Below are 23,345 nucleotides of genomic sequence, written 5' to 3' on the forward strand. Positions count from 1 at the left end.
CGGAGCCGAGAAATCTCACTCCTCTATGGTACAAGCCCCGCTTCGGCAGGAGATTTCTCTCTCAATTATCAGAAGAAAATATGGCAGTAAAAAAAGAACGGCCCCCTGAGGGTAACCGTTCTTTTTTATTTCATAGTATCAGGCCTATTACTGCTGGCTCTTCTTTACATTTGCGTTCTTATAGCGGGCCTGGCGGGAAAGAACCATCTTTCTCATGCGGATGCTCTGGGGCGTTACTTCCACCAGTTCATCGTCGTTGATCCATTCCAGTGCCGATTCCAAGGTGAACTTGCGGCATGGCGGCAGCTTGATGGCTTCATCGGAGCCGGAAGCACGGGTATTGGTGAGGTGCTTCTTCTTGCAGGGGTTCACGTCCATATCCTGGTCTCTGGAGTTTTCGCCCACAATCATGCCTTCGTATACTTCAACCCCCGGTTCCAGGAAGAGTTCGCCTCTGTCCAGAATGGAGTTCAGGCCGTAGGCAGTGGTAACACCTGCTTCAAAAGCAACCAGGGAACCTCTGGTTCTTTCAGGAATATCGCCCTTGTAGGGTGCATAGCCCTGGAATACATGGTACATAATGCCGGTGCCTCTGGTGGTGGTGAGCAGTTCATTTCTGAAGCCGATGAGGCCGCGGGCAGGGATGGAGAATTCCATCTTCATGTAGCCGGCCAGTTCTTCCATGGAAATCATTTCCGCTCTTCTGGGGCCAAGGCCTTCCATAACAGCGCCCATGAATTCCTGCGGCACTTCGATGGTCAGTCTTTCCAATGGTTCGCACTTCTTGCCATTGATGACTTTGTAAATAACCTGGGGTTTGGAAACTTCCAGTTCAAATCCTTCACGGCGCATGGTTTCAATGAGTACGGAGAGATGGAGTTCGCCACGGCCGGACACTTTGAAAGCATCGGATGTATCGGTGTCTTCTACGCGAAGAGCCACATTGGTTTCGATTTCCTTGTAGAGACGGGCACGGATGTGACGGGAGGTCACAAAATCCCCTTCCTTGCCGGCGAAGGGGCTCTTGTTGACATGGAATACCATGGACAGGGTCGGTTCGTCGATGTGGATGGAGGGAAGGGCTTCGGGGTTATTGGCATCGGCTACGGTTTCACCGATATTGATGTCCTTGAAGCCTGCCATGGCGATAATGTCACCGGCTTTGGCTTCCTGTACGGGGGTACGCTTCATTCCCTGCCAGGTGAAGAGGGAGCCGATATGGTCACTGCGAATTTTTTCGCCGTTGGTGATGGCTACGGGCATGCCCTGTTTGGCAGTGCCCCGGGTCAGGCGGCCGATGGCTACCTTGCCCAGGTAATCATCGGCTTCCAGGGTGGTCACCATAACCTGCAGGCCGCCGTCGGGATCCACGTCCGGGCAGGGGCAGTATTTAAGAATGGCATCAAAGAGGGGTCCCAGGTCCTTGCCTTCATCATTCATATGGAGCTTAGCAATGCCGTTTCTGGCAGAGCAGTAAATCAGCGGGAAATCCAGCTGGTCATCATCTGCTTCCAGTTCGATGAAGAGGTCCAGAATTTCGCCTTCCACGTCAGAAATACGCTGGTCCGGGCGGTCGATCTTATTGATGACAACGATCGGTTTCAGCTTATGTTCCAGTGCCTTTCTGAGAACGTACTTGGTCTGGGGCATAGGGCCTTCATGGGCGTCTACCAGAAGGAGCACGCCGTCTACCATGTTCAGGATACGTTCCACTTCGCCGCCGAAGTCAGCATGCCCTGGGGTATCAACGATGTTGATTTTAACACCATTGTGCATGACGGAAGTGTTCTTTGCCAGAATGGTAATGCCTCTTTCCCTTTCCAGCGGGTTGGAGTCCATGACACGTTCTGCCACTTTCTGGTTGTCCCTGAAAACATGACTCTGTTTCAGCATGGCATCGACAAGGGTCGTCTTGCCATGGTCGACATGGGCGATAATGGCAATGTTGCGGATATCTTCTCTTTTCATTCTTTCTTTTTCCCCCTCGGGTACTATAAAATCAATGTATCTCTGTCATTATACCACAAAGATGCAAATCTTTTCATATCCAGAAAATACAATTCATTATACCATGGTTTTTCCTGTTTGAGAAGATTTTTTATCTTCCTTCCGGAAGAAAGGCTGCCAAAGGGCTGTGGAAAAATCTCTGCCCTTTATCCACAGCTCCCTGGCGCGAAGCGCAATCCCTGCTGTTAGGGTGAAGGTTTTCATTCTTTATGAAATTGTCACTTCATCATGTTCCACCATTCCCTGAATTGCTGGGTATCATCGCCTATATAGACTGCTTCCCCGATTTCCGGGGTCAGAAGGCGGAAGGATTTACCTTCCGCCGCCAGTTTCATTCTTTCATAAGGTTCCTGCCAGGTGTGGGTGGAGAGGGCGTATTTACCATTGTGGCAGGGGATAACCGCCTGGGCCCCAATTTCCTCCGCTGCCTTTGCACTTTCCTCCGGCAGCATGTGGACAGAGTGCCAATTTTGATTATACTGGCCGTCTTCCATCAAGGCCAGGTCAAAGCCGCCAAACTGCTTTCCCATGTCCCTGAATCTTCCGTCATAACCGCCGTCGCCGCTGTAGTACACCTTCCGATTCGGCGTAATGAAGGCAAAGGAAACGGGGAGGGTCTGGTTCCTTTTAAGCAGCCGCCCGGAAAAATGGCGGGTAGGAAGTACCCAGACAGAAAGACCATCCAGCTTTACCTCTTCATTCCAGTCGGCTTCATGGATTTTGGAAAGGGGATAGCCCCATTTTTCGTAATAGCCTCCATTTCCAAGGCCCGTCACCACATGATGTACTTTCGGTTCTATTTTCTTCACGAAATCATAGTCCAAGTGATCCCAGTGATCATGGGACAGCACCATGACATCCAAATCATCGGGAATGTCCTCCGGACCGTACACATTGCTCCCGTCAAAGGCCCTGTCAATGAATGGAAAAGGCGAAGCGTACAGGGAAGATACAGGGTCAATAAGTATTTTCTTTCCGCCCAGCTGCATATAGAAGAAGGAATGCCCCAGCCACACCACCACATCGTCCCATGGGGGAATGGATTTCAGGTCTTTTTTCTCATGAACCATGGGATCCTGGGGAATATTCACGCCGGCGACGGGGAAAAAGAAGGACTTCCAAAAGGATATGTCCGCTGTCACTTTTTCATGGGGCACCTCCGGATGGAATTCACCATCCCTGTAATGAGGTGACGCTTCGATGCGCGCCTTCCTTGCCGGCGTCATCAAAGGATCCATTTCGTCCCGGTTGATAAACCAGAAGCCCGCCAGCAGGAGGCAGGCTGCCCCCAGGGCTGAAATTTTGATCAAAGAAAGCATAGGTTCTCCTTTCATAGGGAAACGATAATGGAATCAGTACATCCATGGAGCCATATAATCGAGCCATATATTTTATTATACCTGTTAAAGCTCGATGCAAGTCAATCTATAATTGAAGAAATAAAAGATTTACAGGCCTGCTTCCTGCCTGTACAATGGAGAAAAGAACAAGATTTCATGGAAAAGAGGCTTTGTCATGATAAAAATTGCCACCGCCCAGATTGATGTGATTCCCGGAAACATCCGGGAAAACTGGAAGCAGATAGAAAAAGAAATCCAAAGGGCCAGGGAGAAAGGGGCCCATATGCTGGTGCTGCCGGAAATGTGCCTCACCGGTTACCTCATCGGCGACATGTGGGAGCAAAACGCTTTTCTCCGGGAATGCGAAGCCTATAATGAAAAAATAGCGGCCGCCTCCCGGGACATCACCATCCTCTGGGGCAGCTGTGCCATAGACTGGGAAAAGACGAATGACGACGGCAGGCCACGGAAATACAACGCCGCCTTTGCCGCCGCCAACGGTCATTTCCTCATACCGGAAAAGGGCAGGCATCCTTTTGTTATTAAAAGCCTTCTTCCCAATTACCGCTGCTTCGACGACCGCCGTTACTTTACCTCCCTTCGTCAGGAGGCCCTGGAAGAAGGCCTTTCCTTAGAAGAGGCGCTGACGCCCTTCCTCCTTCCTGCCGGCAGCGAAACCATTCGCACCGGTGTTCTTCTCTGCGAAGACAGCTGGGATGAAAACTACAGCCTTTCTCCCATGGCCATTCTGGCAAAGAAGGATATTTCCCTTTTCCTCAACCTGTCGGCCTCCCCCTTTACTCTGGGGAAAAATGAAAAGCGGCACCGCATGCTGGGCGCCGCCCTTTCCAAACTCCGCATCCCCATGATTTATGTCAATCAGCGGGGCCTGCAGAATAACGGAAAAACCTGCTATACCTTCGACGGCATGACCGCTGCCTATGATAAAGAAGGGACCCTCATCGCTGAAGCCCGCCCCTATGAAGAGCCCCACTGCCTCTTCCTTTTCCACAGGGACTCCGAAAATCTCATGTCTGAAAAACCCATGGCTCCCTTCCAGGGCAGCATGCTTCTTCCTGCCCTCCGTTACGGAGTCAGAAAATTCCTTTCTGCTATCCACGTGGACAAGGTGGTGATTGGCGTATCCGGCGGCATCGACTCTGCCGTAAACGCCGCCCTCTACCGTTCAGTACTGCCCAAGGATCATCTCCTTCTGGTGAATACGCCTACCCGTTTCAATTCGGAAATGACAAAGGACCTGGCCAGAAAACTTTCAGATCATCTGGAATCCCCCTATCTGACCATTCCCATCGGTTCCTTCATCGATGAAACGGCCCGGGCCCTGGAAGGACTTCCTGTGGGAAAAGGAAAAATCCATCTCACCGGATTCATGAAAGAAAACATGCAGGCCCGGGACCGGAGCAGCCGCATTCTTTCCGCACTCTCCGCCGCCTTCGGCGGTATCTTCACCTGCAACGCCAATAAAACGGAAATGACCGTAGGCTATGGCACCCTCTACGGCGACCTGGCCGGCGCCCTGGCAGCTACGGCGGATTTGTGGAAATACCAGATCTATGAACTGGGCAGGGCCCTGAATGAATGGTATGGGCAGGAAGTCATTCCCGAAGGAATTTTCACCGTAAAACCCAGTGCCGAACTGTCGGAAAACCAGGATGTCACCAAAGGCCTGGGGGATCCCCTCATTTACGAATACCATGACTATTTGCTGAAAAGCTTTGTAGAGCCCTGGCAGAGAAATACGCCGGAGGACATCCTTACCTGGTACAGAGAAGGTTCTCTGGAAGAGCATCTGGGCTGCTCCGTAAAGGCCAAAGACCTCTTTCCCACCCACGCCGCTTTCATTCAGGACCTGGAGCGCTGGTGGAACCTTTTTGCCGGATTTGCCGTAGCCAAACGAATCCAGGCACCGCCCCTCATCGCCATCAGCCGGCGTCCCTACGGCTACGATCTTCGGGAATCCCAGGTAAGCCCCTACTATACGAACCGGTATCTGAAAATGAAGAGAAGCATGGTGGAGGTCGTAAAAGGTTCTGAAGTTTGACCGGCGCTCTGTACCTGAGGGCTGCGGCGTCGGCTTCGCCGGAGTTTGATACATTTTCGTCATATCCCCAAAGGGGCTGTGAAGAAATGATGACCATTTCTTCACAGCCCTTTTCCCATGTCAAAGCTCCTGATTCCTCCATACGTATGCAGTGAAATAAAGGAAAAGCAGGTCCGCAGATGAAATCATCAGCCCTCTGCTTTCTGTCTTCTACCGTCCCCCTTCTATTTCACCGCCCTGATGCAGAAAAGAGGCAGCGGGTCGTAGTCCCATTCTTTGGACAGGTGCACAAGAGGGCGTATATCCTCTTCCCATGTGACGGAAGAAAAGCCCATCAGCTGCAGCCGTTCCACATCCCAGGCCGGCCGGTTGTGGGTGCTGATACGGATGGAGTCCTTCAGTTCCTGGCAGGTTTCGATAAGACTTTCCGCCACGCCATGGTGAGCGTTTCTTGTGAGTTTCGCGGCGGCAGTGAAATCCAGGGGACCGTAGTTGGAGTCCATGTTGAGAAGGACGCCCCCTTTTTTCAAAGCCCCCTGCCAGGACGCATAGGCCCTGGGCACGTCCGGCAGGTTCCAGGTCACATTGCGGGTCACAATGGCGTCAAAGCTGTTTTCCGGAAAGGGCAGTTCCATCACATCGCCCTGCACAAAGGAAATGGAAGCCCCTGCCCTTTCCTCATTGGCCGCCCCCTCTTCCAGCATGGAGGCGGAGAAATCAAGGGCCGTCACCCTGCACCCTGCCTTTGCCAGAATAATGGCAAGGAAAGCAGGCCCTGTGCCTGCATCCAGCACATGGAGAGGTCTTCCCTTCGGAAGCCTTTCCATCAGGAACGTTTCCCAGGCCCTGCTGTCCGGCCCGGACAGTTCCTTTCTCCTGAGACTGCTGTAGCCACGGCTCCGCTCATTCCAATAGCCTCTGTTCTTCTCCTCGAAATTGTCCATCCCATTTCCTTTCCTGTCACAACGAAAAGGCCGTTTCCTTTGCGAAACGGCCTTTTTTATAAATCAAGCCTTCAGAGCTTCCTCAAATACGTCCTTCACCGCTTTTTCAATGGTGTCGTAGTCCATCCCCGGTTTGGCTTCAAAGTACTTCTTCCCCTCAATGAAAAGGCTGGGTACATAGTAGTAATCCTTTCCATAGGGCGCTGCCAGCTCAGGCTGGGTGGTCTCGTCGATTTCTTCTACCTCTACGTCCCTGTACCGCTCCTCTCCCTTAAGAAGGGAAATAGCTTTCCGTGCATTGGCGCAGTAGGGGCAGCCGGGAATTTTAATCATAATGACTTTCTTCATAGGATAACCTCCTTTATATTTATTTCTATAGATATAGAATACACTATGGACTCACTTTTCACAAGTGCTTTTATTGGGGCCGCAAAGGGGCCCGGGTGCAGAAGGTTCAAAGGAGGGCAGTAAGCCGACAGCCCCCCAGCCATTCAAAAAGCAGGAAAGGTTCTCCCCTCCTGCTTTTTCTGTCAGTCTTCCCTGAAGTAGGGTTTGAAATTGGATTCGTGAATATTTTTTCCGCCATTGGAACGGGACGGTTTGTCCTGCCGGTTATCGAAACGGCGCGGTTTTCTGCCTTCGAAGCGGCGTCCGCCTTCACCGTTCCTTCTTCTTCTGGGTCTGTCGCCGTCGAAGTGGCGGCGGGGGCCGCCTCTGCGTCTGCGGAAGTTTGGCATTTCTTCCGTAATGTTTACCGGAGTCACATCGGGCTGCTTGGTAAGGAGCTTGATGGCAGCAGCCACCAGGGATACGGAGTCCACGTCGTTCAGCAGGTCTTCCGCGCTTTCCCTGTATTCCTCCAGGCCGCCGCCCTGGGCGGTGTCGGAAAGGCTTTCAATGGCTGCTTTCTGGTTTCCTTCGATGACTTCGGAAAGGGTAGGAACAGACCGTCTCTTGATACGGCGGCGGATGACTCTTTCAATATCCCTGAGCTGTCCCATTTCCCTGGAAATGACGAAGGTCACTGCCAGGCCGGTCTTGCCGGCGCGGCCGGTACGTCCTACGCGGTGTACGTAGATTTCCGGATCCTGGGGCATGTCGAAGTTGTATACGTGGGTAACGCCGGAAATATCAAGGCCCCGGGCTGCCACGTCGGTGGCCACCAGAATATCGATGGTGCCTTCCTTGAACTGGCGCACCACGGTGTCTCTCTTCTGCTGGGAGAGGTCGCCGTGAAGGCCTTCTGCCATGTAGCCTCTCTTTTTCAGGGCTTCCGTCACTTCATCGCATCTTCTCTTGGTGCGGACGAAGACGATGGCCAGCTCCGGATCCTGCATGTCCAGCAGGCGGCAGAGGGCGTCAAATTTCTGGCGGTCCGGCAGTTCGATGTATTCCTGTTCGATGAGGTCGATGGTTACAGTGGCTGCCTTGATTTTTACCAGTTCCGGTTCCTTCAGGAAGGTCTCTGCCAGCTGGCGGATCGGTTCCGGCATGGTGGCGGAGAAGAACATGGTCTGTCTTTCTTCCGGAATACCGGCAAGGATGGTGCGGATATCGTCGATGAATCCCATATCCACCATTTCATCCCCTTCGTCCAGTACAAGAATCTGTACATGGGACAGGTCGATGGTGCCTCTCTTCATGTGGTCCATGAGGCGGCCCGGGGTGGCTACGATCACATTGGGATGTTTCCGAAGAGCCTTGAACTGTCTTTCAATGTCCTGTCCGCCGTAGATGGGAAGGGCGTGGACAGGCAGGTACTGGGCCAGATGGTTGATTTCTTCCGCAGACTGGATGGCCAGTTCCCTGGTAGGGGAAAGGACTACGGCCTGCGGTCCCGGCCTGGATGTGTCAATCCTTTCCAGGATGGGAATGCCAAAAGCTGCAGTTTTGCCGGTGCCGGTCTGGGCCTGGCCGATCAGATCCTTTCCGGTGAGGGCAATAGGAATGGCTGCCTTCTGGATGGGACTTGGTTCCTCGAATCCCATATCCTCCACTGCCTTCAGTATTTCCGGCGCAATTCCCAATTCTTTAAAAGTGTCGTACATGTTTCCTCCTGTGTGCGTTCATGGGTCCGCGGGCTGTTTGCCCAATTTAGTAAAAGCAGGCCTTTGAAAATATCCTCATGCACCGCTGTGCATCTTCCCGGTCTTCTGCCGGGGAATTAAAAAAGAGAACGCCCCATGCGTCTCTCCCATGATTCAGATCTATGATTGTCCGTTCTCGCTGGCTGCCTGCATATTATTGTTATTATATCACACTTTGTCGAAATACTTAAGAAATATTTTTACGCTCACAGATATCCATGGAGAGTAAGAAGAGTGGGGAATAATGGCTTTGCCGAATGCCCTCTGAAAATGGTTCCCGGGAAACCGACCGTCAGATTGCCGGCCCACCGAAAAATTTCAAAAAAAATTGCGTTTCCCTCTTGCATATATATTCAGAAAGTTGTATTATTATTGCAATCCAATTCACAACTGCTTTTGCATATTTCCAATGTATCACAAATTCAGTAGGAATTCGGCAATTCTCACTATATATGATATGCATAAAAATTCATTCATAAATAAAGCAGAAATCACAATCAGGAAAAGAGGTCGTCTCAATGATGTACGAAAATGAAGTTAAAGAAATAGTCACACACATTCTGCCACAGGTGGTGACCTGGAGACGACATTTCCATGAATATCCGGAACTCTCCGGAAAGGAAGTCAAAACTTCAGCCTATATCCAGGAGGTCTTCAAAAATCTGGGCATCCCCTATGAAACAGGATTTTTCCAGAATGCCGTATTGGGCATTATCAAAGGCAGCCATCCGGGGAAGACGGTGGCCCTCCGGGCCGACATGGATGCCCTTCCGGTGACAGAGCTTACAGGCCTTCCTTTTGCTTCCAAGAATGAAGGCGTCATGCATGCCTGCGGCCACGACGGCCACATGTCCATTCTTCTGGGCGCCGCCGCCGTGCTGAATGAAATGAAGGACAAGCTTCACGGCACAGTGAAAATCGTTTTCCAGCCGGCGGAGGAAGAAGCGGCCATCGGCGGCGGACGCCACATTGCGGCCTCCGGCAAGCTGGATGATGTGTCTGAAATCTACGGCCTCCATGTATGGCCGGAACTTCCCACCGGCAAAATCGGCCTGAAGCCCGGCGCCCTCATGGCTGCTTCCGACCGTTTCTATGTACATATCAAGGGAAAATCCACCCACGCCGCCCAGCCTCACAACGGCACCGACGCCCTGGTGGCGGCAGCTCATTTCATCATTGATGTACAGTCCCTGATTTCCAGGGAAATGAACCCCATGGACAATGTGGTGTGCACCATCGGCCTCATGAATGCGGGCACCCGTTACAACGTAGGCGTAGAGGACGCTTACCTGGAAGGCACCTGCCGCACCTACCGTCCGGAGCTTCGGGACAAGATGGAAGCAAGGCTGGGGGAAATCCTGAAAGGTCTGGATGTCATGTTCCACACCCATTCGGAGCTGAACTATGTCAGAGGCCACAGCGCCACCATCAATACACCGGAAAAGATTGATTTCCTGAAAAAAGTGGGCAAGGCCTACCTGGGAGAAGAACATATCATGCAGCCGGAATTCCCATCCATGTGCGCCGAAGACTTCTCCTCCTACTTGGAAAAATTCCCCGGCGCCTTCTTCTGGCTGGGCACCGGCGACGGAAATACGCCGGCCCTGCACAATGCATCCTTTGCCATTAACGAATCCATCCTTCCTCTTGGTATCACCCTGGAAGCCGCTGCTGCCCTGGAGGCACTCTCCCGATGAGGACATGGTTCTAAAATCCATATAGCCAAGATTCCCAAAAAGTTAAAACCATACAACGAGGTATATCATGAAAAGCTTACTGAACCATCCCTTTCTCTCCATGCTGGACTACACACCGGAAGAATTCGACTACTATCTGGATCTGGCGGAAAAGCTGAAACAGGACAAGGCCGCCGGAAAAGAAATCAAAACTTTAAATGGCAAAAATTTTGCCCTCATTTTTGAAAAGGATTCCACCCGTACCCGGTGTGCTTTTGAAGTAGCTGCCCACGACCAGGGCGCCTACACCACCTACCTGGGCCCCACAGGCACCCAGATCGGCAAGAAGGAATCCATCGCCGACACCGCAAGGGTCCTGGGAAGCATGTTCGACGCCATCGAATTTCGGGGCTATGAACAGAGTGCGGTGGAAGAACTTGCCGCCAAGGCCGGCGTCCCCGTCTGGAACGGCCTTACGGACTACGACCACCCCACCCAGACCCTGGCCAATTCCCTTACCCTGAAGGAACATTTCAAAAAGCCCTTAAACCAGCTGTCCTATGCCTATGTAGGCCACGGCCAGTCCAATATGGCCCACGCCCTCATGGCCGGCGCCGCCCTTGCCGGTATGGATTTCAGAATCATCGGCCCTGCCCGGTATTTCCCGGAAGATGATTTCACCGCCAAGTGCAAGAAGATAGCCGAGAAAACAGGAGCTTCCTTTACTTTCACCGATGATCCGGTGGAAGGAGTGAAGGGACTGGATGTCATTTACACCGGCGTATGGGTAACCATGGGAGACCCCTACGACCTGTGGGGCGAAAGAATCAAGCTCTTCATGCCTTACCGCATTACCATGGACATGATAAAAAATACAGGAAATCCGGATACCGTTTTCTGCCACTGCCTGCCTTCCTTCCACAACACAGAAACAAAGGTGGGAAAAGACATTTATGAACGTTTCGGCCTGAATGGCATCGAAGTGACCGATGATGTATTCGAAGCCCCCTTCTCCCTGGCTTTCCAGGAAGCAGCCAACCGGCTTCCCACCATTAAAGCAGTCATGATAGCCACCTTCGGCGAATATCCCATGGACTGAAAGGAGGAACTATTATGAAAACACTGCCGAAAGTATTCATTGTAGGTGAATCGGGAACCACGGGCCTCCGTCTTCAGGACCGGCTGTCCGAAAGAAAAGATATAGAACTCCTCCATCTGCCGGAAGATAAAAGAAAAGATATCCCCACCATTCAAGCCTTCGCAAAAGAAGCAGATCTCATGTTCCTCTGCCTTCCCGACGCTGCCTCGAAAGAGGTGGTAGAGGCTGTGAAGGATATCCCTATCCGCATCCTTGACACCTCCACTGCCCACCGTACCGACGACGACTGGGTATACGGATTCCCGGAACTTTCCAAAGACCAGAAAGAAGCCATTTCCAAAGCGCAGAAAGTAGCCGTCCCCGGCTGCCATGCCAGCGGCGTTATTTCCATCCTCTACCCCCTGATCCATGCAGGCATCCTTCCTATCAACTATCCCCTCCACTGCTTCTCCCTCACCGGCTACAGCGGCGGCGGAAAGAAAATGATTGCCCAGTACGACGAAGAAGAAGGAGCCGAGTTCAAAGCGCCCCGGCAGTACGGCCTTTCCCAGAACCATAAGCACCTTCCGGAAATCATGAAAGTGTGCCACCTCTGTGAAGCGCCCCTCTTTTCCCCGGTGGTGGACGACTTCTTCGAAGGCATGGAAGTCACCATCGGCTTCCACACCCACTTCCTCCAGCTGCCCTGCGGACTGCCCGGTGATATCGACACCGATGATTTTCATATGATTTTCAAAAAGCATTATGAAAATTCCAAGCTCATTCACCTCTCCCCCCTGTCTTTGGAAGAGACAAACGGCCTCTTCCTCTCTGCCAATGAAAACGCAGGAAAAGACAGCCTCACCATCCATATCGCCGGCAACGATGACCGGGTCCTTGTCATTTCCACCTTCGACAACCTGGGCAAAGGCGCATCCGGCGCCGCCATCGAATGCATGAACCTCATGCTGGGTATGCCGGAAGAAACGGGACTGGTGATCTGAAAGCGGCGAGCCGCTTTCACAGGGTTCTTAAGATTGACCGGCCTAATGGCCGGAGGGTTCTTAGGTTTGACGGCCCTTCGGGCCGAAGGTTGTGGTGGCGCCCTATGGGCGCATATTGAAAAAAGGGGCGCGGCTGGCGCCGCAGGTTATGCAAAAAGGTTGCATACGCTTCGCTCAAGGGGCGGAAAGAGGAGCGCTACCCATTCCCCTTCCCGCCTCTGCCTGTCAGAATACTGAGCGGCAGCGAAGAATCCCGGTTGCCGATAGTGACCAATGAGTCCGTAACTGCCTGTCAGCGGGAAGTCTGATATTCACTTACCCCATTGACGCACGAGAAACAATCCGCCAGCCCGCCAGCCCACTAGCCCACTAGCTCACTAGCTCACCAGCCCACTAAATAAAGGAGTCCACCATGAATACATCCAATGCAGTACGGGCGGAAATCCTGACCCAGGCCGTCCCTTACATTAAAGAATATACAGGAAAATATGTGGTAGCCAAGTATGGCGGAAACGCCATGACCGATCCCCAGCTGAAGAAATCAGTGATGCAGGACATTCTTCTTCTCCAGCTGGTAGGCGTCAAGGTTATCCTCGTTCACGGCGGAGGACCTGAAATCAGCGCCATGCTGAAGAAACTGTCCATCGAGTCCCATTTCGAAAACGGCCTCCGCGTCACCGACGATGACACCATGGAAGTGGTGCAGATGGTCCTGGCCGGCAAGGTCAACAAAAGCCTGGCGGCTGATCTGTCCGCCCTGGGCGGCAGGGCCGTAGGCCTCTGCGGCATCGACGGCGGCCTCATCAAGGTACACCAGAAAAATGAAAAACTGGGTCATGTAGGCGAAATTGATGAAATCAATACGAAAATCCTGGATGACCTTTTGGATGGCGGCTTCATCCCCGTCATTTCCTCCATCGGCATTGACGACGACGGAAACCCCTACAACATCAATGCCGATACGGCGGCAGCCAAAATTGCCGCCGCTCTTCACGCCGAATCCATGGTAGTCATGAGCAATATTAACGGCGTGCTCAGGGACAAGGACGATGAAAACTCCCTGATCAGCCAGATGTCCCTTGCTGACGCAGAAGAGCTGAAAAAGAGCGGAATCATTGCCGGCGGCATGATTCCCAAAGTAGACTGCTGCACCAACGCCGTCAAAGAAGGGGTAAAGAAAGTTTTCATCATAAATGGAGAAATCCCCCATGCCATCCTCATCGAACTCTTGACCGATGAAGGACTGGGAACCATGTTTACGAAATAAAAGGACCGATTCCCCGCCCCCCGGGTTCAAAAGGTCACCAGCCCACTCATAAAGGAGATTCACTATGAATACAGAAGAAAAAGATGCTGCCTATATAGCCCATACCTATTCCAGATATCCCGTATGCTTTGTCAAAGGCAAAGGATCCCACCTCATAGATGAAGAGGGAAAAGATTATATCGACATGGGAAGCGGTATCGGCGTTGATATTTTCGGTGTGGCCGACGAGAAATGGATGGATGCCGTAACCAGCCAGCTTCATGTGCTGAACCACGTTTCCAATCTTTTCTACACGAAGCCCATGGCCGGCCTGGCGGAAATGCTCTGTCAAAAGACCGGCATGAAGAAGGTTTTCTTTTCCAACTCCGGTGCCGAAGCCAATGAATGCGCTATCAAGGGAGCCCGGAAGTACTCCATTGACAAGTATGGAAAAGAAAGAAATGAAATCATTACCCTTATCAATGGGTTCCACGGCCGCACCATTACCACCCTTGCCGCCACAGGGCAGGATATTTTCCACAAGGATTTCTTCCCCTTCACACCGGGCTTCCTCTATACTCCGGCCAATGACCTGCCCTCTTTCATCAAACTCTGCGAAGAACATCCCCAGGTCTGCGCCGTTATGGTGGAACCCATCCAAGGTGAAGGCGGCGTCCACCCGCTGTCCAAAGAATTTTTCGAAGGCATCGGGAAATATGCCAAAGACCATGATATCCTTCTCATCGTGGATGAAGTGCAGACCGGCAACGGCCGCACAGGAAAACTGTACGGCTATATGAACTATGACGTGGAGCCGGATATCGTGTCCACCGCCAAAGGTATCGGCGGCGGTCTTCCCCTGGGTGTTACCATGTTCAATGAAAAGACAGAAAATGTATACACCCCCGGCACCCACGGTTCCACCTTCGGCGGCAACCCCATTGCCTGCGCCGGTGCCCTTTCCATTATGGAAAGAATCGATGATGCTCTATTAAAGGAAGTAACCGCCAAAGGGCAGTACATCAAAGATGAATTCACCGGTGCCAAAGGCGTGAAATCGGTGGCCGGCATGGGCCTCATGTGGGGCATAGAGCCCGAGAAGGATGTAAAGGAAATCGTACCCCGGCTCCTGGCTAAAGGGGTGGTGGTGCTTACGGCCAAGGAAAAAATCCGTCTTCTGCCGGCTTTGAACATTCCCTGGGCGGACCTGAAAAAAGCAGTCTCCCTCATGAAGGACGTACTTGCAGAATCCATCACCTAAAATTCCCAAGCCGGGCTGATTTTTCAGAAAAATCCAAAAGGGCAGTGAAGAAATGCGAATCTTTTCTTCACTGCCCTTTTTCTATTTCACTATGGTCACCATGGCCCTGGCATGGTGAAGGATATACTGGCTCACGCTGCCCATGACGATGCTCCGCACAGCGCCAAGGCCCCGGCTTCCCATGACGATCAGATCCGCTCCTGTATCTTCTGCCATGGAAAGGAGTGTCTGCGGCGGAGCGCCGATACGGACCATGGTATCAAGACGGATATGGGGCGGCACCTTGCGGGCAGACCGAGAAAGGAGCCGGTACCCTTCATCCAGTATTTCCGAAGACACATAACCGATCATGGTCACCTGATCCAGGGCCGTCATTTTTTCATTCATGTCCACCACATGGGCCAGCACCAGGCGGGCATCATACTTTTCCGCCAGGTCCAGTCCGAAGGTGAAGGCTTTCTCTGATTCCGGTGAGCCGTCCAGAGGAACCAGGATCTTTTTGATTTCCATATTGCCTCCTGTTCTGCAGTTTCTGCTGTTAAAAGAATGCCCTCTCGAAGCAAAGCGTTACGAATGAATCAGCCCTTCCTTTACGCAGTCTTTCCGGGCCTTTTCAAAGCGGAGGCAGAAAACCACCGCAATGGCCAGAAGATAGAGGAAGAACGCCCCGATTTCCTGCATTATATCGCCAAAACCGGCGCCCCGCATGAGGATATCCCTGACGAAATGGAACTCCCAGGTCAGGGGAAAGAAATGGGACAGCACCTGGGCCCAGTAGGGAATGAAAACCAGGGGCGCCGTCTGTCCGCCCAGGATGAAACCGCCGGGGATGAAAAGAATCATGCGGCTCGACGCCACGCCGGGGTTGGCGGCGGTCCAGCCGAAAAGAATACTCATCATGCCTACGCCCCAGATGTAGAAAATCTGGAGCGCCATGAAAAGAAGAAAGCTGCCGGATATAACCATATTGCCCCAGACGCGGAGAATGGCCATGCCCACCATGAGGGCTGTAATCAGGCAGCCCATGTAGGGAAGAATCCGCACCATAAGGTCAAAGGGAGATCCCTTCTCCAGAAGGGCCTCCCATTTGTGCTCCAGCTTCAGCCTTGGCACCATGCCGATGGTGGCAAAGGTAAAGAACATACTGGAGAAAAAGAAGAGGAATCCTTCGGTTTCCGAATTGCTGGTACTGCCTGTGGGGTTGAAAAGGTAACGGGTACTCACCACCAGACCGCCGCTTTCGGTAGAGCCGCTGTTCATTCCATTCAGCTCCGCGGCGATTTCATTCATGGCAGCCTGGATATCGGCGGTCAGGGCGATATTGGTGTAGTCGCAGAAAAGGCCTATATTCACCGAGGTGCCGGAATACAGGTCCCGTTCCAGGTCCTTAGGCAGACACACCACCGCATAGGCCTTGTCTTCATAGAAGAAATCCTTCGGGTCCGCCGGAGTGTACAGCACATGGCCCACCTTCATGTGGGGAGAAGAGTGAATCATTTCCACTACTTCCTGGCTCGTCCTGGAATGGTCCAGGTCCACCACCACCACATTGACATCCCTGGTATAGTTGTAGCCCATGGCCGCCGTAAAGAAGACAGTAATCACGATGGCCACCAGGAGGGACACCTTTTCATAGGGCATGCCCCTGCCGGAAAAGAGGAAATGGATTTCATCGGCCAGTGAACTCATGACGGTTCACCTCCACTGTCATTTCCGGAATCACACCGGGTACGGGGTCGATGTAGGTACGAATCTGGAAGGCTGTCAGATCAGCCGAGCTCTTTTCCCTGGACATTTTAAAATCCGCAAACCCCGGCGCTTTGGCTATGAGACGCACCGTGCCGGGCACTTCCCTGTTTCCGGACACCGTATGACCTGTGAGCCGGTCTCCTTCCTTCATCTGTCCCTTTTCTACCTCATTCACATAAATGTCATAGTAATAGCGGCTGCTTTCCAGAAGAATCACCGGCGTATTAGCTGAAACCATTTCTCCTTCCTTAGCAATCACCTTCAGGATTTTCCCGTCTTCCGGGGCCCGAAGGATCAGTCTTTTCTTATTGACTTCCTTCTGTTCCAGAGCCACCTCCAGCTGCTTTTTCTGCTGTCTCAGAGATTCCAGGTCATTGGCTTTATTGTCAGCACTCTGCCTTTCCTGGGCAATGGTGGGAAGAGCAATGTCTTCTGTATTGTCCCGGTCCTCTGCGCCGCCCAGAAGTTTATGGAGAAGTTCCTGCTGAGCCCGCACATCTGCCTCGGCAGTGCGGAGACTGGCAGTTATATTATCCATTTCCAGCTGGGAAATGGCGCCGGCCTCCACCAGCTGCCGTTTCCTGTTGTAATCAGACAGCTTGTTTTCATACACTGCCTGTGACGATGCCAGCACCGCCTTCTGCTGATCGATCTGGTGATGGGTTTCCACTTCGTCGGTATCCGCTTTCTGGTAAGCCACATCAATGCTTCCTGCCATGGAGCTGATCTGTGCATCCAGCTGAGCAATCTGGGAACGGAGTTTTTTAATATCCAGGTCCGTATCCGTTGGGTCCATCACCATGAGCACATCCCCCTTCTTCACCCGGTCCCCTTCCTTCACGTTTTCCTTCAGCAGGCGGCCGCTGACAGAATCGAAGGACACCTTGATCTGCTCGGCAGTCACAATGCCATCCCGCTTTTCCTTGGCCATGGCTACGGCATCATTTCCTTTGAAGAGGAGCACCAGGCCGCACACCGCTATGAGCCCCAGAAAAAACAATCCAATTTTCACCGGTTTACTATGCATATTCATGTCCTTACCTCCAAACCTGTTTAGTTAGCCGACTGATTATATAAGGCTGAAAATACCGGTCACTTTCTATCGGAAAATGACCGGAAAATCAGAGTGATTTTCATTATTCATCCACGATTTTATGGAGAAGCCGCACCAACTCCTTCTTTTCCCCTTCATCCAGCTTACCGATGAGACGGGAAATCCGTACATAATGGTCCGGCAGGATGCTGTCCATTTCCTCCCGGCCCTTGTCGGTGAGATATACCAGCCGGGCTCTTCCATCGTCTGCATTCACCGATTTTTTCACCAACCCGTCCCGCTCCATGCGGGCCAGCATGACGGAAATGGTGGCCTTCGTCACTCCTGCCATAACGGCCAGCTTCGACGGTGCCAGCCCTTCTCTGTGCTGGTGAAGGATAATCATGACGCAGAGCTTTCCCTGGGACATGTGGTACCTCCGCTCCAGGATACCATCGGTTTTCCCTTTGATTTCCTCCGCCGCCTTCATCACCATAAGCATGGCGATCACATCGTCAGGATGGATTTCCGGCATCTCCCGGGCATGGGCCGCCAGTTCCTCCCGTGATGGAAATACAAAATTTCGATACATAAATCCTCCCGTATCAGGAAAGGCCGATATCATGATGTGTCTTTTCCTGCCATGGCAGGAAAAGGGCGGAGCAGGGATGCACCAGGCGGTTTTAAAATTTCCTGCCCCGGCAGTCCAGACAATCCTTAAAAGAACAGGCTCCATTCATGAGCGGCGTTTTTAGTTAGTAAGCTGACTAAATAAATAATAAACCACTCCAGGAAAATTGTCAAAGCCTGTCAAAAATCCTCTTGACGAAAAAAGGGAAAGAGTGATATAGTATTTTCAACTTCATAAAGGCAATGAAGAGAAGAGTACGCGGGAAGGAAGAGCAAAGAGAGCCCCCACAGGTGGGAAGGGGCCTTGGATAACCTGCCGAACATGGCCTCTGAGCCTCTCTGCTGAATCATCAGGCAGACCGGGAATTCCCGTTACAGAAAAGAAGTATCAAGGCAGAGCCGGCGTACTTCATAAGGCTTTTCCGGCGACGGAAAAGTGAATCTGGGTGGTACCACGAATAGAATCCTTCGTCCCTTTCGGGAGGAAGGTTTTTTTTATTGATTTCATCATAGGAGGAGTATTATGAACTACAAGAAGACCCTGATCGCATCCATTGCCGCACTGGCAGCTGTCGGATTTTTAGCAGGCTGCGGAGGAGAGAAAGCCGCTGCCCCTGCCAAATCTGCCGCTCCGGACAAAGCCGTTACCATTAAAGTCGGCGTTTCCCCCGTTCCCCATGGAGAAATCCTGAATTCCGTAAAAGACCAGCTGGCCAAGGAAGGGGTCAACGTGGAAATCGTGGAATTCACCGATTATGTACAGCCGAACCTGGCTCTGAACGACAAGAGTTTGGATGCCAACTATTTCCAGCATAAACCCTATCTGGACGAATTCTGCAAATCCCGGGGCCTGAACCTGGTTTCCATCGGCACCGTCCATCTGGAACCCATGGGCGTATATTCCAACAAAATCAAAGACATCAAAAATCTCCCTGACGGTGCCCATGTAGCAATCCCCAATGATCCCACCAATGGCGGCCGTGCCCTTCTGGTACTCCAGTCCGCCGGTCTCATTAAGCTCCGCGACGGTGCCCCCATTACCGCAACGCCCCAGGACATTGCTGAAAACCCGAAGAACCTCCAGTTCTCCGAGCTGGAAGCGCCACAGCTGCCCCGTTCCCTGGAAGATGCAGACATTGCTGTCATTAACATGAACTTCGCCCTGGAAGCCAAACTGGACCCCAAGAGCTCCATCTACACCGAAAGCTCTGACTCCCCCTATGCCAATATCGTAGCTGTCCGCGCAGGCGATGAAAACCGTCCGGAACTGCAGAAGCTCATGAAAGCGCTGAACAGCCAGGAAGCCAAGGATTTCATCAACAAGAAATACAACGGCTCCATTAAGGCCACATTCTAAGTTTCTCCAGGGAAATCCTGAAGCAGGGCTGACCTGCCATGGAACCCTTCATTTAAAAGATGAGAAAGTAAAATTACTTTCTCATCTTTTTTGATGGAATTATAAAAAGAATCATCGCCTCTGATGATGAAATTATAAAGGAAGTGTAAACTAAAGTTAAAATTCCTTTTTCTACCTTTCCCCAGCTTGCATTGCAGCCATTCCTATATTACACTAGTATTGATAGCGAACAAATAGTACTATAAATCAGGAAGGCAGGCCATGATTCCTGATTTCCGAAAGCCAGACAAGGAGAACGTTTATGGACCGTCGCCAGCAGAAAACAAGAGCGGCTATTTTCAGCGCCTTCAGCGCCCTCTTATCAGAAAAGCCCTACTCTAAAATCACCATCCAGGATATTATCGACCGGGCCAACATCGGGAGAAGCACCTTCTATGCCCATTTCCAGGCCAAGGACAGCCTTCTCAAGGAAATGTGCGGAGAACTTTTCGACCACATTATCGAAGGCGTCATGCATGACAATATGCCCAGCGATACCCATACCGCCCCCGGCGTGCCGGATCCCGTATTCTGCCATCTGCTGCAGCATATTGCCGCCAACACCAACCATTTGCGGGATCTCCTCACCTCTGAAAGCAGCGACATCTTCCTCCGCTTCTTTAAAGCCAGCCTGATCCGGCTCATTGCCTCCTACCTTTTAAAGGACAGAACCGCCTCCTCGCCGGTGCCGGAAGAATTCCTGCTGAACCATATTTCCGGAAGCTTCGTGGAAATGGTGCAGTGGTGGGTCAGAAGGGATATGAAGGAAACGCCGGAAGAACTGGACGCCTACTTCCGCGCCGTCATCGAGCCCATACTGTAATCATGAAACGCCGCAGCCTGCGGCGTTTTTTGATTGGCAATCCAAAAAGCGGGGTTCAGAGGGCTCAGAGGGGAAGGTTCTGAAGTTTGACAGCGCCGGTCGGCGCCGAGGGTTGTGGATAGCCGGAAGCCGGCAGCCGACAGCCCCACTGTCCCGCTGTCCCACTGTCTCACTATCCCCCTATCCATCTTCCCCCTTTTCACCCCTGCCGATTTAAGCTATAATGATAAAAATATAGCAGGGCCAAATGGCGAAAAAAATACTTGACCCTTTGCAGGGAAAGATGTATATTTATCCTTAATACCCTGTTATGGAATTTTTTTATTCAAGGAGGAAATGATGGCAACCTACATTAATGAACCGGCACATACCTTTAATGAATATCTCCTGATTCCGGGATATTCCGATACCAACTGCATTCCTGCAAACGTATCTTTGAAAACACCGCTGGTGAAATTCAAAAAAGGTGAAAAACCGGCTATTACATTAAACATCCCCATGGTTTCTGCAATCATGCAGGCCGTATCCGGTGAAAGACTGGCGGTAGAACTGGCAAGAAACGGCGGCGTTTCTTTCATCTACGGTTCCCAGACTCCGGAAGAGGAAGCAGCCATGGTTGCCAGAGTCAAAGCACAGAAAGCAGGCTTCGTTCCCAGCGACTCCAATCTCTCTCCTGAAAATACACTGGCCGACGTTCTTGCCCTGAAGGCAAAGACCGGCCACTCCACCGTAGCCATTACCGATGACGGCACCTCTGGCGGCAAGCTGGTAGGCATCGTTTCCAGCCGTGACTACCGTGTCAGCCGTATGGACAAATCGGAAAAAGTTAAGAACTTCATGACTCCCCTTGAAAAGCTGATTACCGCCAAGTACGGCATCACCCTTTCCGAAGCCAATGACATCATCTGGGACAACAAGATTAACTCCCTGCCCGTCCTTTTCGAAGACGGCAAGCTCTACGGCTTCGTTTTCCGCAAGGACTATGATTCCCACCAGGAAAACCCCAACGAAATGCTAGATGCCCAGAAGCGCTTCATCGTAGGCGCCGGCATCAATTCCCGTGACTATGAAGAAAGAGTGCCGAAGCTGGTGGAAGCAGGCGCTGACGTTCTCTGCATCGACTCCTCCGAAGGCTTCTCCGAATGGCAGAAGATTACCCTGAACTGGATCCATGAAAAATACAACGGCAAGGTCAGAGTAGGTGCAGGCAACGTAGTCGACCGTGACGGCTTCCTCTTCCTGGCCAAAGCAGGCGCTGACTTCGTCAAAGTAGGCATCGGCGGCGGCTCCATCTGCATTACCCGTGAAACAAAGGGTATCGGCCGCGGCCAGGCAACCGCCCTCATCGAAGTATGCCAGGCCAGAGATGAATACTACAAGGAAACCGGCATTTACGTACCGGTATGCTCCGACGGCGGCATCGTTTATGACCACCACATCACCCTGGCCCTGGCCATGGGCGCTGACTTCGTCATGCTGGGCAGGTACTTCGCCCGCTTCGACGAATCCCCCACACAGAAGAGAACCGTCGGCGGTACGGTGGTGAAGGAATACTGGGGCGAAGGTTCCAACCGTGCAAGAAACTGGGGCCGCTACGATCTGGACGGTTCCAAGAAACTGGCCTTCGAGGAAGGGGTTGACTCCTACGTTCCCTATGCAGGCCCACTGAAAGAAAACGTGGAAAAAACCTGTGCCAAGTTTAAAGCCACCATGTGCAACTGCGGTGCCATCACCATTCCGGAACTCCAGCAGAAAGCAAAGCTCACCCTGGTTTCCGCTACCTCCATCGTAGAAGGCGGCGCCCACGACGTTATCAGAAAAGAAAAAGACGGCAGCGACCGTTAATTATAATCGCTATACCTATGAAATCAAAAAGGAAGCACTTTGCGAAGTGCTTCCTTTTTTGCATCAAGGCAGCGGGGAGGAAAAGAGCTGCCCCTTGGAACGCTCTGATTAAAGCAGCTCTTACCTTGCAATTCATAAGAGCCCTTTGTAAAATATACATATATGGGGACGTAGCTCAGCTGGGAGAGCGTGCGGTTCGCATCCGTAAGGTCGAGAGTTCAATCCTCTTCGTCTCCACCATACCATTCCGCCCTACGGGGCGTTTTTTTTATGGAAAAACGGCATTTCTAAAAGCAGGTTCCATGAATAAAGCAGTGCTTTTCCAAGGCTCATGCTGCTTCTCTTTTTCCCACCATCAGAAAGAATATCCTGCCATACACTTTCTGGTAAAGGAACATGAAAAGCCCCACTTCCAGGGGATAGCAGATGATGTTTTTGATGAGGCGGCTTAAAAAAATGGCACTTGCTGCCTTGTCATAGTAAAGCACCAGCCATAGGGTATTGAGGCCCAGATGGATAAAAACCATGACCAGAAAGAAGGGAATGCACACATAGGAAAGGGTGAGGCGATGTCCATAAAAGAACTTCCCGTAAATCCACCCGGTCAGGAAACCGGACAGCAGAAATCCCGGAAAGAAAATGCTTGTGCCCAGGCAGGCGGTGCCGATGAAATCGGAGAGGGCCGCCACCAGACCGCCCTTCCAGGGGCCATAAATTGCCCCGGCCATGGCAATAGGCAGGAAGCCGAAGGTGATTCTTACAAAGGGTGTCTGCACCGCAAAGATATAGGACATCATCACTGCCAGTCCGGTAAGAATCCCCAGCATCACTATTTCTTTTTCCTTATTTTTCTGCATTATAAAAAGACCTCCTTCATGCAAGGCTGCATGGAAAGGGGTCTCCATGCAGCAGCGGGATGCAGTAAGGACACCGCAAGCTTCTGCTTTTCGTCCGGATGACAACTCCCCGTCCATCCGGCACTGGAGGAAAATGATTCTTTCCCAGCGCGTCCATACTTACTCTGCTTATAATATATAAATATGGTTCAGTATAGCACCCCAGTCAAAAAATGCAATAACAGAGCCGCAAAAGAAATAAACCACCATCAAGGGAAGCGCTGATTAAATCATTGTTTGCTTTTATTCTTGAATTTTTATGCAATGC

19 protein-coding genes, 1 tRNA gene, 1 riboswitch and 1 other annotated feature are annotated in these 23,345 nt (G+C 51.8%); of the genes, 10 read left to right on the plus strand and 10 right to left on the minus strand.

The window, feature by feature from the left end; all coding sequences use genetic code 11:
• Positions 1 to 147: 147 nt before the first annotated feature.
• A complete protein-coding gene (gene typA, locus B2Y11_RS07885) occupies positions 148 to 1,968 on the minus strand; it encodes a translational GTPase TypA (RefSeq protein WP_291057913.1) in 1,821 nt (606 codons plus the stop codon).
• A 257-nt stretch (positions 1,969 to 2,225) separates the two neighbouring features.
• The gene (locus tag B2Y11_RS07890) at positions 2,226 to 3,326 is read right to left on the minus strand and encodes an MBL fold metallo-hydrolase (RefSeq protein ID WP_291057914.1); all 1,101 of its coding nucleotides are present in this window, start codon (positions 3,324 to 3,326) and stop codon (positions 2,226 to 2,228) included.
• A gap of 196 nt (positions 3,327 to 3,522) precedes the next feature.
• Between B2Y11_RS07890 and nadE the strand changes: the two genes are divergently transcribed.
• On the plus strand, positions 3,523 to 5,409 hold the full coding sequence (gene nadE / locus B2Y11_RS07895) for an NAD(+) synthase (RefSeq protein WP_291057915.1): 1,887 nt from the start codon (positions 3,523 to 3,525) through the stop codon (positions 5,407 to 5,409).
• Positions 5,410 to 5,633: 224 nt separating this feature from the next.
• On the opposite strand, the gene B2Y11_RS07900 is transcribed toward nadE, so the two are convergent.
• From B2Y11_RS07900 to B2Y11_RS07910, 3 genes are all read right to left on the minus strand, one after another.
• The gene (locus tag B2Y11_RS07900; protein ID WP_291057916.1) at positions 5,634 to 6,353 is read right to left on the minus strand and encodes a class I SAM-dependent methyltransferase; all 720 of its coding nucleotides are present in this window, start codon (positions 6,351 to 6,353) and stop codon (positions 5,634 to 5,636) included.
• A gap of 63 nt (positions 6,354 to 6,416) precedes the next feature.
• Complete coding sequence (locus tag B2Y11_RS07905; protein ID WP_291057917.1) at positions 6,417 to 6,701, minus strand: glutaredoxin family protein; 285 nt, start codon at positions 6,699 to 6,701, stop codon at positions 6,417 to 6,419.
• A 182-nt stretch (positions 6,702 to 6,883) separates the two neighbouring features.
• Entirely contained in the window at positions 6,884 to 8,401 is a 1,518-nt protein-coding gene (locus B2Y11_RS07910) for a DEAD/DEAH box helicase (protein ID WP_291057918.1), read from the minus strand.
• 557 nt (positions 8,402 to 8,958) lie between these two features.
• Here B2Y11_RS07910 and B2Y11_RS07915 point away from each other — a divergent pair.
• The 5 genes from B2Y11_RS07915 to B2Y11_RS07935 all read left to right on the plus strand — a co-directional run bounded on the left by B2Y11_RS07915 (position 8,959) and on the right by B2Y11_RS07935 (position 14,705).
• A complete protein-coding gene (locus B2Y11_RS07915) occupies positions 8,959 to 10,137 on the plus strand; it encodes a M20 metallopeptidase family protein (RefSeq protein WP_291057919.1) in 1,179 nt (392 codons plus the stop codon).
• Positions 10,138 to 10,201: 64 nt separating this feature from the next.
• Positions 10,202 to 11,215, plus strand: a complete 1,014-nt coding sequence (gene argF, locus B2Y11_RS07920; protein WP_291057972.1) for an ornithine carbamoyltransferase — start codon at positions 10,202 to 10,204, stop codon at positions 11,213 to 11,215.
• Positions 11,216 to 11,229: 14 nt separating this feature from the next.
• On the plus strand, positions 11,230 to 12,198 hold the full coding sequence (argC, locus tag B2Y11_RS07925) for an N-acetyl-gamma-glutamyl-phosphate reductase (RefSeq protein WP_291057920.1): 969 nt from the start codon (positions 11,230 to 11,232) through the stop codon (positions 12,196 to 12,198).
• Between the two features lie 412 nt (positions 12,199 to 12,610).
• Positions 12,611 to 13,465: an acetylglutamate kinase gene (gene argB, locus B2Y11_RS07930; RefSeq protein ID WP_288264826.1), complete on the plus strand. Its 855-nt coding sequence runs from the start codon at positions 12,611 to 12,613 to the stop codon at positions 13,463 to 13,465.
• A gap of 64 nt (positions 13,466 to 13,529) precedes the next feature.
• Positions 13,530 to 14,705 (plus strand): acetylornithine/succinylornithine family transaminase, encoded by a 1,176-nt coding sequence (locus B2Y11_RS07935; RefSeq protein ID WP_291057921.1) that lies wholly within the window; start codon positions 13,530 to 13,532, stop codon positions 14,703 to 14,705.
• Between the two features lie 81 nt (positions 14,706 to 14,786).
• Here B2Y11_RS07935 and B2Y11_RS07940 read toward each other — a convergent pair whose 3' ends face one another.
• The 4 genes from B2Y11_RS07940 to B2Y11_RS07955 all read right to left on the minus strand — a co-directional run bounded on the left by B2Y11_RS07940 (position 14,787) and on the right by B2Y11_RS07955 (position 18,079).
• On the minus strand, positions 14,787 to 15,215 hold the full coding sequence (locus tag B2Y11_RS07940) for a universal stress protein (protein ID WP_291057922.1): 429 nt from the start codon (positions 15,213 to 15,215) through the stop codon (positions 14,787 to 14,789).
• A gap of 57 nt (positions 15,216 to 15,272) precedes the next feature.
• Entirely contained in the window at positions 15,273 to 16,394 is a 1,122-nt protein-coding gene (locus tag B2Y11_RS07945) for an ABC transporter permease (protein ID WP_291057923.1), read from the minus strand.
• Positions 16,375 to 17,487 carry an HlyD family secretion protein gene (locus tag B2Y11_RS07950; RefSeq protein ID WP_291057924.1) on the minus strand — a complete coding sequence of 371 codons (1,113 nt, stop codon included), beginning with the start codon at positions 17,485 to 17,487 and terminating at the stop codon, positions 16,375 to 16,377. Before B2Y11_RS07950 ends, B2Y11_RS07945 begins: the two co-directional genes overlap by 20 nt.
• A gap of 103 nt (positions 17,488 to 17,590) precedes the next feature.
• The gene (locus B2Y11_RS07955; RefSeq protein WP_291057925.1) at positions 17,591 to 18,079 is read right to left on the minus strand and encodes a MarR family winged helix-turn-helix transcriptional regulator; all 489 of its coding nucleotides are present in this window, start codon (positions 18,077 to 18,079) and stop codon (positions 17,591 to 17,593) included.
• Positions 18,080 to 18,351: 272 nt separating this feature from the next.
• Positions 18,352 to 18,596: a binding site (T-box leader), on the plus strand.
• Between the two features lie 44 nt (positions 18,597 to 18,640).
• Between B2Y11_RS07955 and B2Y11_RS07960 the strand changes: the two genes are divergently transcribed.
• From B2Y11_RS07960 to B2Y11_RS07975, 4 genes are all read left to right on the plus strand, one after another.
• The gene (locus tag B2Y11_RS07960) at positions 18,641 to 19,474 is read left to right on the plus strand and encodes a MetQ/NlpA family ABC transporter substrate-binding protein (protein ID WP_291057926.1); all 834 of its coding nucleotides are present in this window, start codon (positions 18,641 to 18,643) and stop codon (positions 19,472 to 19,474) included.
• A 301-nt stretch (positions 19,475 to 19,775) separates the two neighbouring features.
• Positions 19,776 to 20,336, plus strand: a complete 561-nt coding sequence (locus tag B2Y11_RS07965; protein ID WP_288264819.1) for a TetR/AcrR family transcriptional regulator — start codon at positions 19,776 to 19,778, stop codon at positions 20,334 to 20,336.
• A gap of 339 nt (positions 20,337 to 20,675) precedes the next feature.
• On the plus strand, positions 20,676 to 22,181 hold the full coding sequence (locus B2Y11_RS07970; protein WP_291057927.1) for an IMP dehydrogenase: 1,506 nt from the start codon (positions 20,676 to 20,678) through the stop codon (positions 22,179 to 22,181).
• 164 nt (positions 22,182 to 22,345) lie between these two features.
• Positions 22,346 to 22,421 (plus strand) — tRNA-Ala (locus tag B2Y11_RS07975).
• Positions 22,422 to 22,510: 89 nt separating this feature from the next.
• On the opposite strand, the gene B2Y11_RS07980 is transcribed toward B2Y11_RS07975, so the two are convergent.
• Complete coding sequence (locus B2Y11_RS07980) at positions 22,511 to 23,038, minus strand: folate family ECF transporter S component (protein ID WP_291057928.1); 528 nt, start codon at positions 23,036 to 23,038, stop codon at positions 22,511 to 22,513.
• Between the two features lie 50 nt (positions 23,039 to 23,088).
• Positions 23,089 to 23,207: riboswitch (THF riboswitch) on the minus strand.
• Positions 23,208 to 23,345: the final 138 nt, after the last annotated feature.

Origin of the sequence: Dialister sp. UBA1703 (assembly GCA_002320515.1) — a bacterium.
Lineage (GTDB): Bacteria > Bacillota > Negativicutes > Veillonellales > Dialisteraceae > Dialister.